Raw genomic sequence first — 17,106 nt, forward strand, 5'->3', positions numbered from 1 at the left:
AAACTGACAGTGCAGTGGTGAGATCTATGAGGCCCGGGATGGGCGCGGCACCTGGATTTGCAACCAGTGCGGGGCCGGTGACGGCCTGAACTTGGTGGAAAAGGTTTTATCGCTGTCGGCGAAAGCGGCGGCGGAACGGGTGGCCGACCTGCTGTTGCCGCTGGTTAACTGCGCGGGGGATATCGTCAACGTGCAATTGATTAATGCCGCCGGGGACAAGCGGACCCTGGCCGGGGGCCAGGTCAAGGCGGCCTGTCACTGGCTGGCGGGCCAGGATAATGCCGTTATCTGGCTGACCGAAGGCTACGCCACCGGGTTGTCCGTGCACCAACTGACCGGCGAGACGGTCTGCGTGGCCCTCAGCGCCAACAACCTGGCCGCCGTGGCGCAGGCGTTGCGCGAATGTTACCCGGACGCGCGGCTGTTGCTGGCTGCCGAGAACGGCACCGGCCAGACCCGCGCCGTAGATACTGGGCGACTGGAACGACGTGTACCAGCCGCAGGGCGCGATTGCGACGCAGGCGCAGTTGCTGGCGTTCAGCCAACCGGCCGTCACCAGCCCGTTTGATGCGCTCAGCGATGCCGACCTGAAAGCTATGAGCGCCAGCGAAAAGGCCGAGCTGTTGGCCGCGCATTATGGCAATATGCTGGCCGTGCCATCGCTCGGTGAAGAGATTTGCCGCTACGAACACGGGGCATGGCAGGTGTTGCCGCACCGCCAACTGTGCCGGGAAATCGCCGCGCTGTTCCAGACGGTGCGCGCGCCATTCTCGGCGGCGGGCATCAACGGCATTCTGGGCACCCTCAAGCTGATGGTGCCGCATATGGGCGAACTGGCCCGCCGCCTTATCGGCTTTCGTAACGGGGTGTTTGATACCGTCATCGGGCGGTTTTGCTGCCACCGCCAGGAGAACTGGTTGCGCACCGTCAACAGCGTGGACTATATCGCGCCCAAGGCCGGGGATAATCTGGCCGAGCATGCGCCGCACTTCTAGCTCTGGTTGACGCGGGCCGCCGGACAACAGGCCGAAAAGTAGGAGTGTATCCTCGCGGCGTTATTTATGGTGTTGGCCAACCGCTACGACTGGCAACTGTTCCTGGAAGTGACCGACCCCGGCGGCAGCGGCAAGAGCGTGATGGCCGCCGTCGCCAACCTGCTCGCAGGGCAGGACAATACCACCTCGTCCACCATCGATACCCTGGAGTCGGCGCGCTCGAGTGCTCTTCCGTGGTCGGGTTCTCGCTGATTATCCTGCCCGACCAGGAGAAATGGAACGGCGACGGCGCGGGCATCAAGGCCATTACCGGCGGCGACGCGGTGGCCATCGACCCGAAATACCGGGATGCGTATTCCACGCACATTCCGGCGGTCATTTTTGCGGTCAACAACAACCCGATGTGCTTTAGCGACCGCAGCGGCGGCGTGTCCCGTCGCCGGGTGATCACCACCTTCCCGGATGCGATACAGGCCAATAAGCGTGATCCGCAACTGCTGACAAAAATCCGCGGTGAACTGGCGGTGATCGTGCGCCACCTGATGCCGCGCTTTGCCAACCCGAACGCGGCGCGCGCGTTGCTCCAGGCGCAGCAGAACTTGGCGGAGGCATTGACGGTCAAGCGCCATGCCGATCCGCTGGTCGATTTTTGCGGCTACCTCGCGGCGCTCAGCATGCCGGTCGGGTTGTACATGGGGAACGCCAATATTCGCCCGGCCAACCCGCGCCGTTACCTGTATCACGCTTACCTGTCGTTTATGGAGGCTCGCGGGCACCAACACCCGATGAGCCTGACGGTGCCGAATACGCTGTGTGAGTATGAAATCGTGCTGTTGAAACGCAAGACTAAGCAGGGAATGCAAACCAACCTAGCGTTGCGTGACGAGAGCGACGCCGACTGGCTGCCGAAGTGCGACTAACTGGCAGCGGTGCGATGACTTTAAACCGGCGAAAGCCGGTTTTTTTACGCTTATATTGCGGGGCTTACCGATTTATTACCGCTTAAATATCTTGTTAATATATAAAACAGTGTCTTAGTTATCATTGTTCATGACTTGCACAAATATTTTTGTTTTGTACGCATAATTGTGTATTTTATATTTATCTAAGTTTAGTGAATTCTAAAATAAAATGCCTGAAAACAGTTTAGCTCAACTTAAAGAAAGCGCCCAGGCAGCTTCAGGTTTGCTCAGGTCAATGAGTAACCCCAGTCGGTTGCTGATCCTCTGTATGCTCATTGACTCTCCCGGTACGTCTGCGGGGGAACTAAGCAGAGTGGTCGGATTGAGTCCTTCTGCGACGTCACAACATCTTGCGAGGATGAAGGCGGAAAATCTTATTGAATGCAAGCGGCTGGCACAGCGAATGAATTACTTCATCAAAGATGAGTCGGTTCGGAAGCTGGTAACAATCCTGAAAGAAATTTACTGCCCGGAGGTAGGACAATGAGTGATAACACGGCTTCACCAGCCCAGATCCAGCGCCTCAGAGAGCGTGGGGCTGTCATCGTTGATATTCGTGAAACGGATGAGTTTCGCCGAGAACATATTGACGGCGCCATTTCTCTGCCGCTAACAGAAATTCAAGCGGGCAGACAACTAGAAACGGCTTCAACACGCTATCCGGTGATTTTTCATTGCCAGGCCGGTACCCGTACAAAACAAAACGCTGATGTCTTGGCCCGTATGGTGAAGCCGACGGAGTTTATGATCATGGACGGTGGGATCAACGCCTGGAAACAGGCCGGGCTGCCCACGGTACAGGATAAAAAACAAACCCTTCCTCTGATGCGACAGGTGCAGATCACTGCCGGGAGCCTCATTCTGGCCGGTGTAATTGCGGGTTACGGTGTCAATCCCGGTTTCTTTCTCTTGTCCGGTTTTATCGGCTCAGGGCTCATTTTCGCCGGCGTCAGTGGCTGGTGCGGCATGGCAAATCTGTTGGTAAAAATGCCCTGGAACAGGCAATAACAATACCCGATGGGTGATTGCGGCGCATAGCACTAATCCTGGCCTGGCGTGCGTACGAAAATGCAAGACTAAGCCCGGAGGCGATAAACCCATCGGGTTGTTAATTGGCGACGGCGAAGCCGATTTGTTACCGAAGTGCGACAGGGGGTAACTTCCTTTCACTATTGGTGCTGCCGATCAATAAGGTGTTATTGATCTACAGAACCCATTGGAGGCTATTACAGCGGGCGGCCTATAGTCGGATTGAACACTGCGCCGCCGCCCAGCACCTGGGAACCTCAATGGCCGCGTCCACATGCGCATTCTATAATATGTCTTCACCACACCGGCTCCGGCCGGTTTTTTTGTGGTGTGCCGGGCATGCTCAGCAGCTAGGGGGTGAAAGTCCCCTGTCCAGCTTGATGGTGGCGAAGGACTAGCGAAGCGCAAGGGCGTCGTCGTGAGGCGGGGTCTGAAGGAAGCGTGGAGCAAAACCATGACCTGACGAACAGAAACCCGATACAAGACCTACCCGGCTGGCGGAGCAAGCCAATGATTGCAAAGACCATAACCATCAAGAGCCGGGGTGGTAGATTGGGCAGGTGTGTGGCGAAAGCGGCAGAGCTTACCCCGGGAGGCCTGTCCAGCGTTCTGCATTCAGAACTGGGTGCATCGCAAGGTGCGCTGACCTGCGGACAGGAGTCAGCAGAGGGCATAGTAGGACAAGGTTGTCTGAAGGCCCGAACGGTAATGAGTGACGAGTATCAGCAGAGGTTCTGACCGGTCATGCAGCAGAAAACGCATTGCGCCCCTATAGCGGAAGGACGGGGTGAGGCCCCGGAAGGTCGTTGTCAGGGGGCTGAAACCGTGCAGGCACCGACGAATGGAGAAAGTCCGCCGTCAACCGCATGGCTGATGGAAGCCATCTGTGAACCCGTCAATCTCAGGCAAGCCCTGAAAAGAGTAAAGGCCAATAAAGGCGCGGCAGGTGTAGACGGTATGAGCGCAAGCGAACTGCCGGACTATCTGAAGCATCACTGGCTGGAGCTGAAAGCGCAACTGCTGTCCGGCAGTTACCGCCCATCCCCTGTGAGAAGAGTCTCCATCCCGAAACCCGGCGGCGGCGAACGCCTGCTGGGTATTCCGGCGGTGGTGGATCGCTTTGTCCAGCAGGCGACGATGCAGGTGTTGCAGAGGCAGTGGGACAGCATGTTCTCTGAGCACAGTTACGGGTTCCTGAAAGCAGGCGTGATGGAAGCAGGGCTGGTAATGCCGATGACGGAAGGGACGCCGCAGGGTGGACTGCTGTCGCCGTTGTTATCGAATCTGCTGCTGGACGACTTCGACAGGGAACTGGAGAAACGCGGGCTGAAGTTCGCTCGTTACGCAGATGACTGCAACATCTACGTGAAAAGTGAACGGGCAGGTAACCGTGTGATGGCGGGGCTGACGCGCTGGCTGAGCCGGAAGCTGAAGCTGAAGGTCAACGCGAAGAAGAGTGCGGTAGCGCGCCCTGACACGCGTAAGTTCCTGGGCTATAGCTTCAGAACGGGCAGGAAGGTGTGGTGCGTGGTGTCGCCGGAGTCGGTAAAGCGGTTCAAAACGCGGGTAAGGGCGCTGACGGGGCGTAACACGGGAAGGAGTCTGGAGCAGCTAATCCGGCCGTTGAAGCGATACCTGACGGGATGGAAAAGCTACTACGGTCTGAACCAGTGGCCGTCGCTGATGCGCCCGCTAAACATGTGGATAAGGAGCAGGCTACGCTGCGTCCTGTGGAAACAGTGGAAAACAAGCCGCAGGCGCTTCGAAGAGTTACGTGTTCGCGGAATAGGGAAAGAGCTTGCGGTGCAGACGGTGGGAAGCTGCCACAGTCTCTGGCGAATAAGCTGTAGTCCGGGGCTGAATATGGCATTACCAAACAGTCTGTTCCTGAAACTGGGCCTGCCGGAGTTATAGTCAGGTGACGATAAACTGAACTGCCCCGGAAATCCTGGAGACTAAACTTTTTGAGAGAGGTAAACAGGATGACCAAAAATATGCGTTTTTCCCCTGAGGTCCGTCAGCGGGCCGTCCGTATGGTTCTGGAAAGTCAGAGCGAATACCATTAATTATGGGCAGCCTTCAACTCCATTGCCCCAAAGATTGGCTGCTCGCCGGAGATGCTCCGCACCTGGATTCGCCATCATCTGGAGAAACGCAGCCTGCGTCACTAGCGCGATGAGCGACTGAAGGTGGATATACGGCGGGTGTACGATGAAAACCACAGTGTATATGGAGTACGCAAAGTTTGGCGCCAGTTGCGTCAGGAGGGTATCAGCGTGGCCAGATGCACGATCACTAGGCTGATGAAGGTCATAGAGCTTGCTGGTGTGCGCCGGGGTAAAAAAGTGCGCACCATGGTTAGCCGGAAAGACGTTGCCGCAGGTGACCGGGTGAACTGCCAGTTCGTGGTAGAACGGCCGGAGTAGGTGTGGGTGGCTGATTTTACCTACATGTGCACCCGGCAGAGCTTTGCATACGTGGCCTTCATTATCGACGTGTTCGCCGGTAGTATGGGGTTCGTCGTCGATGGAAACGACGTTCGTGCTGGACGCCCTGGCGCAGGTGTTGTGGTTCAGATGCCCCTGCGGTGGCACTATCCATCACAGTGATAAAGGCTCCCAGCATGTGTCGCTGGCGTACACGCATCGGTTTAAGTATGCAGAATTTCTGGTATCGACCAGCAGCACGGGTGACTCATACGACAACGCGATGGCAGAAAGCATCAACGGACTTTATAAAGCGGAGGTGATCTATCGTAAGAGCTGGAAAAACCGCGCCAAAGTGGAGTTAGCCACGCTGGCGTGGGTGGACTGGTATAACAACAGACGATTACTGGAACGACTGGGTCATATCACGCAGGCAGAAGCAGAACAGGCATATTACGCTTCCATCGGAAACGGTGATCTGGCAGCCTGAGTTCAAAGACAAAATACTCTCCCGGAAAACCGGGGTGATTCAGTAACCAATCCTGCATACGATAATTTTAGTGATTTTTTTAAAACATGATATTGAGCTAGACATCATTCATGAATTGTGAAATGCAAGCCCTATGCCACTGGCTTATATTCCTTAAAAAGGAATATAAGCTGAATTAAAAAAGTCACAATCAGAAATGCTCACGTTTATTGTAGAGACATTCAGTGTAACAATTATTATCCGGATTTTTTGAATTGGGTTGCTCAAAAAATTTAGGGAGTTTCAGTTATACTTATCTATGTCAACAGTTTTCTCGTTCACCACAATCAGTTCCACATCATTCGCTTCAATAAGTTTTAGTATGTTTTGTGGGGGGAGTTTATCTGTAATAATATGGTCAATGTCCGACCAGGTGCATGACTGATACATCAGTTGAGTGTTGAATTTGCTAAATGAGGTAATGCAGATAACCTTTTTTGACTGTTTCGCCATGGCTACTTTTTGCAGTGCATCAAGTTCCGTATCTGTTGTTATTCCTGCTTCAGATAATGCGCTGACGCCAATAAAAGCTTTGTCAGCATGGTATCTTTTAATTTGCTCTATGGTTGTATTGCCTAATATAGCATGAGAGTAATCATCAAATCCCCCTCCCAATATGGATATGCTGATCCCTTTTTTTCCAATAATCTCACTTAGTACTTCAATAGAGTTTGTAATAACACATACCGATGAGGGTAATTGGCGAGCAAGGGCCACAGATGTGGTGCCGGCATCAATGAAAATGATATCTTTATCATTAATGTTTTTTGCAGCCCAAGCTGAAAGTAGTGCTTTTTCAGGGCTACACTGTGTACGTTTAACATAAGGGTATTCAACACGTTTTTCTGCCAGAATAGCGCCGCCACGGATGCGCATAATATGCGGGAGTTGAGCAAGTTTAACTAAATCCCGGCGAGCGGAATCAGACGAAATATTATATTGCTGGCAGATGTAATCAAGAGTCACTTTTCCCTGCATTTTGATTAGCTCTTCTAACTCGATTAACCGTTCTTCTTGTGTCATTAACATATTCCATTCTTTTTATATGTAAGGATAGCCGATTGATATTATCTGATAACGTTGTCTGCGTACATGGACGATTGGTAGGCCGGATACTTGTGTTCTCAATGTAGCCTTCCATTCATTCGCTTAAAAACACTTAACAATGCACCTGTGTATAGTTAAAAAACAACTTATTGCGAAATAAATTAAGTGAATACTTAATTTTATGTGATTTTTATCACAAATAAGTAATGAATTGTAAGCGCTCCATCTTTTTTGCGTATCTTATCACGGAATCCCCTTGTCCGTGCTGCCAGTATGCAAATGTCATACAGATGCATGTAACCCGAGAGGACATACACGATTTACCAGATACTCTGGTGTACAGGGGAATCCCACCGGTTCATCTAATGTGTCGTGGTTGAAATAGATCGCCTTTGTCACTTACTTATCTTTCTATAAAAAGAGGGCTGAACGATGAACAAAATTTTCCTGTGTTGTGCGGCTGGTATGTCGACAAGTATCGTCGTAAATAAAATGAAACAAGTTGCCAGTTCTAAAGGTATTGAGGCGGAAATTATTGCCGTGGCGATGGAAGAATTTGAATCGACCATTCCACATTTTGATTGTTGTCTGTTAGGACCACAAATTAAATATAAGTTTGAGGAATTTAAAATCATTGCGCAGCGTGAAGGTAAACCTATCGCCATTATCAGCAATATGGATTACGGCATGCTCAAAGGCGAAAAAATCCTTGATGATGCACTGAAACTGATCCGCGACGCTAAAACCAACCCAGTGCAATAATTTTACAGGGTATTATTATGTCGAACGCATTTTTTAATTTTATTGAAAATAAAATCACGCCCGTTGCCGCTATCGCCGGAACACAACGCCATATAATGGCGGTGCGCGATGGTTTTATTGGCGCTATGCCCTTTATGATCGTTGGCTCTTTTTTACTTATTTTTGCTTTTCCGCCTTTTTCGCCGGATACCTCGTTCTTTATTGGTAAGCTGTGGTTATCCGTTGCCCAAGAGTATTTTAACGAAATCATGACCCCCTACCACATGACGATGGGGATCATGGCCTGCTATATCAGTGCGGGGATAGCTTATAACCTGGCGCAAACCTACAAGCAGGATACTTTTTCCTGCGCAATGCTCTCCCTGATGACCTTTCTCCTGATCTCGTCGCCCTATAAAGAGGGTTCACTCCCCGCGGCCTTCCTCGGCGGATCGGGGATTTTTACCGCGATTCTGGTGGGAGTATTCTGCGTCGAACTGGTCCGCATCCTGAAGGTATATAACATCGGTATTAAGTTGCCAGAACAGGTGCCGGATAAAATTCGCCACTCCTTTAATCTGCTAATCCCGGCGATTGTTATTATTTGCACGATTTATCCGTTGAACGTGGTGCTACAGCATCAGTTTGGCATGCTGTTGCCGGAGATCATCATGACTGCCTTCACCCCGCTGATTTCGGCGGCGGACTCCCTACCGGCGGTTCTGATTGCGGTCTTACTCTGCCAGGTATTGTGGTTCTCAGGCATCAACGGTGGGGCGATTGTCGTCGGCATTCTGCAACCGTTCTATCTGATCAACCTCGGACTGAACCAGACGGCGCTAGCCAACGGTTTGCCTATTCCGCACATTTTCGCTGAAGCATTCTGGGCTTTCTTCATCAATCTCGGTGGCTCAGGTGCCACCCTGGCGCTGGTTCTTCTCTACATGCGCAGTAAAGCGGTGCACCTTCGTGCTATTGGTAAGCTGTCGGTGGTGCCGGTCTGCTTCAACATCAACGAACCGGTCATCTTTGGGAGCCCGGTGGTGATGAACCCCGTGCTCTTTATCCCCTTCATTATCGCCCCGGTGGTGAACGCCGTCATCGCCTGGTTTGCCACCACCAGCGGCCTTATTGCCAAAGTGATCTCGCTAGTTCCCTGGACCACGCCCGCTCCGGTTGGCGCAGCATGGGGGGCTGGTTGGGTCATGAACAACACACTGTTAGTTGTGGCGTTGATTGTTATCGACATATTTATCTACCTGCCTTTCTTCAAAATTTACGAAAAGCAGCTTCTTGAGCAGGAACAAGATCAGGAAGTGGCAACGGCATAAGCCGTTCCTCCCGCCTTCTTATATTGAGTGGAGACAGAACATGGATATGGAATCAACGGTAATGGAATTGATCATCAATGCAGGGGAATCGCGCAGCTATGCGATGGAGGCTCTGCGTGCCGCCAAACGTGGCGAGTGGGAGCAGGTAGCGGCGAAACTTTCTGCCTCAGCGCAAGCCTCAAAACGTGCGCACGATGTTCAGACCATGTTGATTGGTCTGGACGAAGGGTGCGGCAAGGTGCAGGTCAATCTGGTGCTGGTCCATGCGCAGGATCACATCATGACCTCCATGTTGGCACGTGAGCTGATTGAGGAAATCATTGACGTCCAGCGTCAGTTACAGCGTTAACCCTTTCTTCTTACTGGAGTAAAACATGACATTTCCAAGTGGTTTCTTGTGGGGCGGCGCGGTTGCGGCCAACCAATGTGAAGGGGCCTGGAACATTGACGGCAAAGGGCCGAGTATCCAGGATGTCACCCCTCAAGGGGTGATGGGACCGATGACGGCACAGCCGACGGAAGATAACCTGAAGCTTACAGGGATCGATTTTTATCATCGTTATAAAGAAGACATTAAACTCTTTGCCGAAATGGGGTTTAAGATTTTTCGCACCTCAATTGCCTGGTCGCGTATCTTTCCCAATGGTGATGAACCGCACCCCAATGAAGCGGGACTTGCGTTTTATGACGCCCTTTTTGACGAGTGCCATAAATACGGCATTGAGCCATTGGTAACTCTTTCGCATTATGAAACACCGCTGCATCTGACCAGGGAATATAACGGCTGGGCGAACCGGGTGCTGATCAGTTTTTATGCCCGCTATGTCACCACGGTGTTTACCCGCTATCAGCACAAGGTGAAATACTGGCTCACCTTTAATGAAATTAACTCGGTGTTACATCACCCCCTGATGAGTGGAGGCATCGAAACGCCTAAGAATGAGCTGAGTCAGCAAGATTTATATCAGGCGGTGCACCACGAATTAGTGGCAAGCGCACTTGCGACGAAGATTGGCCGGGAAATCATGCCGCAGGCAAAATTTGGATGCATGGTTTTAAGTCTGCCCATTTACCCGCTGACCCCAAATCCCGATGATGTGATGGCCTGTATGCACGCCGACCACCGCAATGATTTCTTTGCCGATGTGCACGTGCGCGGTTATTACCCCGGCTATATGAAGCGCTATTTCCGTGAGCAGGGTATTCATCTTCAGATTGAAGAAGACGATATTCAGATCTTGACTCACACGGTCGATTTTCTGTCTTTCAGTTATTACTTCAGTACCTGCGAAACCGTGCAGACCGGTGTCGATGGAGCTACAGGGAATTTAATTGGCGGTGTTAAAAATCCGCACTTAGCCGCCAGTGAGTGGGGCTGGCAGATTGATCCGCAGGGGCTGCGCTACATCTTAAACAAATACTATGACCGCTATCAGATCCCGCTGTTTATTGTGGAGAACGGCCTGGGGGCGAAGGATGTGTTGATAACTGACAGTGCGGGCGAACCCACGGTCAATGACGACTATCGCATCCAGTATTTGCGTGAACACCTGGAGCAGGTCCATGAGGCCATTCTCGATGGTGTACCGGTCATGGGCTACACCACCTGGGGCTGCATCGATCTGGTCAGTGCCTCTACAGCTCAACTATCCAAGCGCTACGGGTTTATTTACGTCGATCGCGATGACGACGGGAAGGGCTCATTGGCGCGCTACAAGAAAAAATCCTTTTACTGGTACCAGAACGTTATCCATTCCAACGGTGTTGAGCTTTAAGCAAGCAGATTTGATTTTACTAATCCAACTGCACTTCTGCGGGGGACACAACGAGGTGGTAGATGAAATTAGGCATTCTTGGCACGGGCATGATCGTCAAAGATTGGCTCTTGACGGTCCACAAGCTGCCCTTTAGGGCTCTTGCGATTTTAGGTACGCCGCAAACGGAAGATGAAACACGTGAGCTGGCGACACGCTACCAGATTGACGACATTTTTTTTGATTACCAGGCCATGTTGGACAGCGATGTCGACACGATTTATGTGGCGTTGCCGAACCATTTGCATTTCCTGTTTGCCAGCAAGGCGCTGCAAAAAGGTAAACACGTCATTATCGAAAAGCCCATCACCACCAGTATGGATGAGCTTAGTACTCTGAAGGGGCTGGCCACAGAGCACAATGTCATCATGCTGGAAGCGATGAATATCCATTCTCTGCCGGCCTATTTATCACTTCAGTCGCAGCTGGCTAGTATCGGCAACATTAAACTGGTGACGCTGAATTACAGCCAGTACTCCTCGCGTTACGATGATTTTATGGCAGGCATTGTCCACCCGGCCTTTGATGTCAGAAAGGGGGGCGGGGCGTTGATGGACATCAATGTCTATAACCTTCATTTCGTCGCCGGACTGTTTGGTGAGCCGAAGGCGGTCAATTACGTTGCCAACGTGCATAACAACATTGATACCAGCGGCATGATGTTGCTCGATTACGGCGACTTTAAATGTGTCTGCATTGCCGCAAAAGACTGTAAAGCCCCGACCACCTCCCTAATTCAGGGAGATAAAGGTAATGTGCAAATACCCCTGCCGGTTAACCAAATGACAGGTTTTGATATGGTATTGAATAACGGTGATCGCGCGCAGTTTACTTTTAATCGTCGTGAACATCGCCTGCTTTATGAATTCCAGACCTTTATTTGCATTATCGACACACTGGATTATCAAGCTGCTGCACGCCTACTTGATGTAAGCACCATTGCAACGCGGATGATTGAAAGTGGTAAAAAACAACTGATTGTGGAGTGAAACAGTGACAACGAAATTAATTCTTGGCTTTATCGGCAATGGCAAAAGCGCTAACCGTTATCATCTGCCGTTTATTCTTTCGCGTGCGGATAAAATCCTCACCAAAACCATTTATTCTGCCACCGCAAGTCGGGACAGATGGCCCCAATTACCGGGTGTGACGTACACCGATAATCTGGATGTGCTGCTGGGCGACCCGGAAATACAGGTAGTGGTGGTCAGTACGCCGTCTGCACTGCATTATGACTTTGCCTTGAAGGTATTACAGGCCGGAAAGCACTGCGTTGTTGAAAAACCCTTTACTCATACTGAGGAAGAGGCGCAAACCTTATTTAACGTGGCGAAAGAGAAAGGATTAATGGTGCAGTGTTATCAGAATCGCCGTTTTGACAGTGATTTTCTGACCACCCAAAAAGTCATTGAATCCGGCAAGCTAGGGGATTTACTCGAAGTAGAAATGCATTATGACTATTACCGTCCGTCTGTTCCTGAATCGGTTAAAGAGTTTAGTGCGATTAACTCATATCTGTATGGTCACGGCTGTCACACCCTCGACCAGGTGATTTCGTACTTTGGTGTACCGGATCACGTCCGTTACGATGTTCGCCAACTGCTGGGCGACGGGCGTATGAATGACTATTTCGATGTGGATATGTACTACGGCACGTTGAAGGTCTCAGTGAAATCGAGCTACTTCCGTGTCAAAGAGCGCCCGAGCTTTGTGGCATACGGAAAAAAAGGGATGTTTATCAAGTACAGCAAAGATAAGCAGGAGCATCATCTCAAGCTCTTTTATATGCCCGATAACGTCGACTTTGGGCAAGATGCTCCTGAAGATTACGGCGTGCTGACCTGGATGGATAATACTGGTGTCTATCATGAAGAAAAAGTGGTCACAGAGCAGGGCGATTATGCCCGCTATTATGACGCGCTTTATGAAACCCTTATTAACGGCAAAGAAAAATTAGTGAAAGATGATGAAACTTTGCTGCAAATTAAATTACTGGAAACAGGGATTTCAGGTTTGAATTAACCCTTGTTTGTTCCATCTGGTTGTATTGTGAACTTTTAGCGGTACAACCCTTTTTTATAATAAGACCGACCATAATAGGTTATATCACCTGTGCGCCCATTACGCCTGTAAACAATAACTAAATAAGTTTTTCATTATAGGATTAATATGAACATTAAACCCGTGCTCTACCTCTTTACATTAAGTGCCTCTTCTTTATTTGTGGCGAATGCGCTTTATGCCGCACCGCTGACGCTTGAAGAACGTGTGGCTATCCTCGAAAATCAGCTCTCCTCTAATATGAAGGAATTGGATGCGACCAAAGCACAGTTAAAAAAATACGAATCGGCTAACCTGCCCACTACGGCGAGAAATGAAACAAAGTCTGTTTCGGTTATAACCTCTGATGTTGCCTCGATGACTTTAGCAGACATAAGTAAATATGTGAAAGAGGATATCGGTTTTAATTACTCAGGTTATTTCCGCTCTGGCTATGCGGCCGGTAACCGGGGGGCGGCGAAATCCTATGCTATTGGCTCACTGGGGCGCTTCGGTCAGGAAAACAGCTCCTGGTATGACCTTGAACTTTCGCAGCGCGTTTATCATGACGGTATTAAAACGGCTAAAGCGGTGGTGATGCTGGATGGCAACGTCGGCGGACAATACAGTGCTGGCTGGTTTGACCGTACCTCCGATAACCTGCTGCAATTTTCCGATATCTATCTGACCACGCGAGGTTTTCTGCCTTTCGCGCCGGAGGCGGATTTTTGGGTCGGTAAACATACGCTGCCGAAATTTGAAATCCAGATGCTTGACTTCAAATACCACAAGTCAGACTCCGCCGCCGGTATTGGGCTGGAAAACTGGCAACTGGGGCCGGGTAAGGTTAATGTCGCACTGGTGAGAGAAGATCTGGATGCGCATGCCATCGACAGTAGCATGGATCAGACCCAGCAGATCAATACCAATACTGTCGATGCCCGTTACACCGGGATGCCATTATGGAATAAAGCCACTCTGGATCTCTTTGGTCGCTATTCTGCCGCCAACAAGACAGACCAGAATAAGCGCGATGAAAATAATGGGACTTACTACAGCGTGAAAGATGCCTGGCACGCTGGGGCAAGGCTAACACAAAACTGGCAAAACGGCGGTTTTACCTATTTGACCGCTCAAATGGCGAACAACTCCATTGCCAGTGGCATGGGGCTGGTAACCGATTCCAGCGCTCTCTATGGCTACAATGGTCAGTATTATGGTGAACACACGAACGGCACGGCCTGGCGCGTGCTCTCGGAAGGGGAAAACTACCTGTTGCCGAATGTTGTCATCGCACATGCCCTCGTGTATGCCGCAGGCAATGACATCTATGACTATTACACAGGTGCTCACACCGACTTCCACTCTACCCGCGCGGTGATGCGTCCAGCCTATATCTGGGACACCTTTAACCAGACAGGAGTTGAGCTGGGGTGGTTCGATCAGCGCAACAAAGCAGACGGGGAGAGCTATCGTGAGTCGGGACTGAAAATGACGCTGTTCCACACCCTGAAGGTGGGCCCCAGCATGTTAACCTCGCGCCCGGAAATTCGTTTCTTTGCTACTTATCTGAAGTCTTTTGATAACGAGATAACTCAATTCACCTTTAACGACGATAAAAAAGATCAGTTTACCGTTGGTGCTCAGGCAGAGGTGTGGTGGTAAATCATCGCTGTTTGCCGATGACTGAGTGCCGTTAATCTCAATTGCTTGTAAAAATAGTGACTGCTCCCCGCCGTATACGGCGGGGAGCAGTCACTTCTCATGTGGTTACGTATGTCATCGGGTATTTACGGGGATGACCAGCCAGATTCATTCCTTTTGATTGCAGAATAGCTGTAAAGTAGTACATCTGGGAGGATAATCAGCCTCAATACGAAATCGGTGGGGACTGATGTATCTGCAGTATGTGGTACTGCATCTTCTGACCTGTTGAGAGAAATATAGCGAATCGTACACTCGTCCATGATGGTGGTGCGAACGATATCCAGGAGTCTGTATATAAAGCAGAACTTCTGGCATCGACCGGAAGCACGGGCGACTCATACGACAACGCGATGGCAGAACGCATCAACGGACTTTATAAAGCGGAGGTGATCTATCGTAAGAGCTGGAAAAACCGCGCCAAAGTGGAGTTAGCCACGCTAGCGTGGGGGGACTGGTATAACAACAGACGATTACTGGAGCGACTGGGTCATATTCCGCCGGCAGAAGCAGAACAGGCATACTACGCTTCCATCGGAAACGGTGATCTGGTCACCTGAGTTCACAGACAAAACACTCTCCCGGAAAACCGGGGCGGTTCAGTAATCGATGATGCACAGTATCGAAGTAATGGGGCAGGTCTCCCTCAATAACCCTGTATCCCCGCGTTTCTCTGCAGAATGTGAGTTGTAATTCTAGCGTGCGGATCGCTGGTGGACACTAAGTTCCGGACGGAAGCCATATGAGCGCGTATTAAAATCGCTCTCCCCGATGGATCGATTGCTACCAGCATTGCCCCTGAACAATACGGTCCCGTAATTTGGGGCTACAGTGGTGATTGTTTTTTGAATAACTTGATGTGGGAGAGCTAAATCTTTTACTCAGGAAATTTGTGCACATAAGCACGCATGAAGACTTCTACCGCGCGTGAAACAATATCCGATATTTGTCTTTCGCTTAGCTGAACAGTCACATTGTATAAGCCTGCTTCATTTATCTCAGATTCCAGTAAGCCAAAATAATGACAGGCGGCAACATGGGGATCCGAACTGTGGAAATAGCCTTTCTCAATCAATGGGTTGAAATATTGTTCAAGATGGTAAACTACCCGCGCGGAACCTTGCTGGTAAAATAACCGGCCCACATCAGGGTTTGTTGAGGCAGCAATCATCATCCGCCGCACGGCAAGTGACTGCGGCGTATGAAAACTGGTAAGGATGTACTGTCCAAATTTGATTAGTGCGTATTGGCAGTCTTCTTCATGATCGGGAAAATTCAGCGAATCTATAGCGTTCCCTGAAGGGGCACTAAATTGAGGGTCATGTCCGCTACGGTACAAAAAATTGATTATTTCGCCATCATGTTCTTGCGATGCCTTGGTTATCAATGCAGAAAACAACGACTCTTTCGAGTCAAAATAGCGGTATAGCGTCGATTTTGCGCTACCAGAGCTTGCTGCTATTGCGTCCATTGTCGCGTTTGCAAAACCGACTTCAAGAAAGACATCTCTTGCTGCAGTTAAGAAGGCGTTGCGAATGTTTTCTGTTTTGCTTCTGGGCATTAATGCTCCATCGAATTTCTTATCGCAGATTAATAAAAGTATAACACCGAAACGATGTAGTATCGTTTCGGTGTTGTCAAGCTACATTACTGTCGATCATACGATCAATCAGTTAAGTCGCTGATGTTGTTTATATATTGACTTTAAATCATGTTTTTAATGTAATATCTCTTGTGTCTGTAATGCATTTTATCTGCTTCACTTTGCAGCTGTTACTGTTAAATTGCGGAAAAAAGCAACTGTGCCTGATTCTAGCCAGACACCAACTCCGCCTCGCTGGTTTGCGCCCAGTTTCAAATCGTTGACGATTAATGACGGTGTCGTTTTTCTGTCCAGATAGAGTACTGCCTTCTGTCCGGTTACGACAATTTTCATGTGTATCCAGCGCTCCATGCCCAGCTCGGCATAGCTTTCATACTTTTCCGGCGATTCTTGTCTGAGTCTGTCAAATTTGTAATCAGGGTAAGCGACATACTGAACGCTGTGATTGCGCCGAACCTGATCCTCCGCAATGCTGTTCGTGGGGCGCAGATAAATACTTTCAAAGCGTCCGTCGCTGTCAATGCGGAAAGTCAAACCGATGAACCCTCTGGCGTAGGCCGGAGCCTTTTCCACTAGTTGACTAGCAACATCGACTTCCACCACACCGTCGCCAAAATCAAGCGGCAACCATGCCATAAAATTTCGGTCGGCCAGTTTTTCCTTTTCTGGATCCTGTATCGCCGAAGAAGGCATGGTCATTTTAAACGCCGGCTCGCCTTTGAACGCGCTTTGTTCAAGTGATACACCGGAAAGCGTGAAGTTCCCGACGGCAAGGCTGGCCGCGGCGCCGGCGGAAAAAAATTCAGCGGCGCAGAACAAGCCGAGAGAAAAAGGTAAGGTGCGTATCAGACTCATAAATTCTCCGGTATGCTAATTTAATTGCCT

At 50.2% G+C, this 17,106-nt stretch carries 13 protein-coding genes and 4 pseudogenes; 13 read left to right on the top strand and 4 right to left on the bottom strand.

Translation table 11 applies throughout. The features are described 5' to 3' along the window. Positions 1-25: 25 nt before the first annotated feature. The 5 genes and pseudogenes from FJU30_RS23215 to FJU30_RS23235 all read left to right on the top strand — a co-directional run. Positions 26-1,915: pseudogene (locus FJU30_RS23215) on the top strand (primase-like DNA-binding domain-containing protein); the annotation flags it as partial. A gap of 211 nt (positions 1,916-2,126) precedes the next feature. After that, positions 2,127-2,444, top strand: coding sequence for an ArsR/SmtB family transcription factor (locus tag FJU30_RS23220; protein ID WP_150437342.1), 318 nt, complete (start codon positions 2,127-2,129; stop codon positions 2,442-2,444). Beyond that, a complete protein-coding gene (locus FJU30_RS23225) occupies positions 2,441-2,965 on the top strand; it encodes a rhodanese family protein (RefSeq protein ID WP_150437343.1) in 525 nt (174 codons plus the stop codon). The genes FJU30_RS23220 and FJU30_RS23225 overlap by 4 nt, the downstream gene beginning before the upstream one ends. Positions 2,966-3,943: 978 nt before the next feature. Continuing rightward, complete coding sequence (locus FJU30_RS23230; protein WP_223881675.1) at positions 3,944-4,900, top strand: reverse transcriptase domain-containing protein; 957 nt, start codon at positions 3,944-3,946, stop codon at positions 4,898-4,900. 68 nt (positions 4,901-4,968) lie between these two features. Further along, a pseudogene (locus tag FJU30_RS23235) lies at positions 4,969-5,902 on the top strand (IS3 family transposase). 282 nt (positions 5,903-6,184) lie between these two features. Here FJU30_RS23235 and FJU30_RS23240 read toward each other — a convergent pair. Further along, positions 6,185-6,964, bottom strand: coding sequence for a DeoR/GlpR family DNA-binding transcription regulator (locus tag FJU30_RS23240; RefSeq protein WP_150437345.1), 780 nt, complete (start codon positions 6,962-6,964; stop codon positions 6,185-6,187). A gap of 456 nt (positions 6,965-7,420) precedes the next feature. On the opposite strand from FJU30_RS23240, the gene FJU30_RS23245 reads away from it, so the two are divergent. From FJU30_RS23245 to FJU30_RS23280, 8 genes and pseudogenes are all read left to right on the top strand, one after another. Continuing rightward, the gene (locus FJU30_RS23245; RefSeq protein ID WP_150437346.1) at positions 7,421-7,750 is read left to right on the top strand and encodes a PTS sugar transporter subunit IIB; all 330 of its coding nucleotides are present in this window, start codon (positions 7,421-7,423) and stop codon (positions 7,748-7,750) included. Positions 7,751-7,767: 17 nt separating this feature from the next. Beyond that, entirely contained in the window at positions 7,768-9,060 is a 1,293-nt protein-coding gene (locus FJU30_RS23250) for a PTS sugar transporter subunit IIC (protein ID WP_150437347.1), read from the top strand. Positions 9,061-9,100: 40 nt separating this feature from the next. Further along, positions 9,101-9,409, top strand: coding sequence for a PTS lactose/cellobiose transporter subunit IIA (locus tag FJU30_RS23255; protein ID WP_150437348.1), 309 nt, complete (start codon positions 9,101-9,103; stop codon positions 9,407-9,409). A gap of 25 nt (positions 9,410-9,434) precedes the next feature. Next, positions 9,435-10,835, top strand: coding sequence for a glycoside hydrolase family 1 protein (locus FJU30_RS23260; protein WP_150437349.1), 1,401 nt, complete (start codon positions 9,435-9,437; stop codon positions 10,833-10,835). Between the two features lie 62 nt (positions 10,836-10,897). Continuing rightward, complete coding sequence (locus tag FJU30_RS23265) at positions 10,898-11,863, top strand: Gfo/Idh/MocA family protein (RefSeq protein ID WP_150437350.1); 966 nt, start codon at positions 10,898-10,900, stop codon at positions 11,861-11,863. A 4-nt stretch (positions 11,864-11,867) separates the two neighbouring features. Beyond that, complete coding sequence (locus FJU30_RS23270) at positions 11,868-12,896, top strand: Gfo/Idh/MocA family oxidoreductase (RefSeq protein ID WP_150437351.1); 1,029 nt, start codon at positions 11,868-11,870, stop codon at positions 12,894-12,896. 147 nt (positions 12,897-13,043) lie between these two features. Next, positions 13,044-14,579, top strand: coding sequence for a carbohydrate porin (locus FJU30_RS23275; RefSeq protein ID WP_150437352.1), 1,536 nt, complete (start codon positions 13,044-13,046; stop codon positions 14,577-14,579). 341 nt (positions 14,580-14,920) lie between these two features. Further along, positions 14,921-15,178 (top strand): annotated as a pseudogene (locus FJU30_RS23280) (integrase core domain-containing protein); the annotation flags it as partial. Between the two features lie 40 nt (positions 15,179-15,218). Here FJU30_RS23280 and FJU30_RS27325 read toward each other — a convergent pair. The 3 genes and pseudogenes from FJU30_RS27325 to FJU30_RS23295 all read right to left on the bottom strand — a co-directional run. Beyond that, positions 15,219-15,443 (bottom strand): annotated as a pseudogene (locus tag FJU30_RS27325) (group II intron reverse transcriptase/maturase); the annotation flags it as partial. A gap of 52 nt (positions 15,444-15,495) precedes the next feature. Continuing rightward, complete coding sequence (locus FJU30_RS23290) at positions 15,496-16,179, bottom strand: TetR/AcrR family transcriptional regulator (RefSeq protein WP_150437353.1); 684 nt, start codon at positions 16,177-16,179, stop codon at positions 15,496-15,498. Between the two features lie 198 nt (positions 16,180-16,377). Beyond that, on the bottom strand, positions 16,378-17,076 hold the full coding sequence (locus tag FJU30_RS23295; protein ID WP_223881676.1) for a hypothetical protein: 699 nt from the start codon (positions 17,074-17,076) through the stop codon (positions 16,378-16,380). Positions 17,077-17,106 lie beyond the last annotated feature (30 nt).

The organism is Affinibrenneria salicis (genome assembly GCF_008710095.1).